At 55.3% G+C, this 1,133-nt stretch carries 2 protein-coding genes; one reads left to right on the forward strand and one right to left on the reverse strand.

The window, feature by feature from the left end:
* Positions 1 to 45 precede the first annotated feature (45 nt).
* Positions 46 to 450 (reverse strand): hypothetical protein, encoded by a 405-nt coding sequence (locus tag OCK01_RS26380; RefSeq protein WP_263826556.1) that lies wholly within the window; start codon positions 448 to 450, stop codon positions 46 to 48.
* 184 nt (positions 451 to 634) lie between these two features.
* On the opposite strand from OCK01_RS26380, the gene OCK01_RS26385 reads away from it, so the two are divergent.
* Positions 635 to 1,015 carry a response regulator gene (locus tag OCK01_RS26385; RefSeq protein ID WP_263826557.1) on the forward strand — a complete coding sequence of 127 codons (381 nt, stop codon included), beginning with the start codon at positions 635 to 637 and terminating at the stop codon, positions 1,013 to 1,015.
* Positions 1,016 to 1,133: the final 118 nt, after the last annotated feature.

The raw sequence follows: 1,133 nt of genomic DNA on the forward strand, positions 1-1,133 counted from the left end.
AGGATTCCCCGCATGATTCATGCAGAAAATGCCCTCTCGGCACGCTCAAAGATACGTGGGATGGCCTACGCGCTTACCATTGGCCAACGGCCGGCTGGAGGCAAGAGCTTCCCAGAACGGCAGGAGTCCGATGCGATGCCCGTGCCCCTGCGACTGAATCTCTATCTCATGGAAGGAAATGTCAGTGTGAGCCGCGGCTGCCGTCGGGGAGAAGCTCTCGCGTCCGAACAGCCCTGATTCAGCCTTATGTCCTTCGCGAGACACGGTGACGATTGATCCGATGCCGCTTTCCAAAAAGTAGATATAGTCTATGGCGCAGTCCAAGCGGGCGATCATGAACCCTTTCGGAAGCGGAAGATGCTCCAATGCAGATTCGAATTTCTCCAGTTCCGTACCCGGAAGACGGGAAAGAAGTTTATTTTGATACCGTGTTAAATGAAAAGCCGACATCGTCTTGCCTCCATTGGGGCAAGAGGAAGAATACTCTCAGCCGTCCGCGCCCTGATGTTTAGCGAACAATGGTGGATCATATCACAGAAATGATGACACGGATACATTGTACGGCAACAGACGGTGCCATGCAGCTTTGCCGAAATACGGTATCCTTGACCTAATAGGTTAAAGGGAGACTGCTATGACCTCGGCTCATCGTCCGACTATTCTGTTGCTCGAAGACCAACCGTTCATCGCGCTCGATGTCGAGGACACGATTGCAAATGCTTGTGCCGGAGAGGCTGTCATTATCGACTCCTGCGCCCGCGCCGAGGCCTGGTTGGACGAAAACACTCCCGATGTGGCAGTCGTGGACGTCTTCCTGCATGACGGCGCCTGTACAGCGATCGTCGAAGTCCTGGTCGAGCGGGAAGTGCCTTTCGTCGTCCATAGCGTTGCAATGGACAGCCGCTTCCGAGAACATGATGTTTTCCTTCAGGGTCACTGGGTTCCAAAACCCGCAGCACCCGGTCACTTGGCCAATGCAATCATCATGTGCCTTGCGACCGCGGCCACTCCGTAGGATTTTAACTGTTGTCACTACCGGATCAATACTCCCCAATAGTGCCGTTTGAATCTTCCCCAGGTGCTGCGACCGCCGGTCTTCCGGGGCGCGCCCCGGAAGACCGGCGGCGCGTCAT

Origin of the sequence: Rhizobium sp. TRM95796 (genome assembly GCF_025779995.1) — a bacterium.
Lineage (GTDB): Bacteria > Pseudomonadota > Alphaproteobacteria > Rhizobiales > Rhizobiaceae > Rhizobium_E.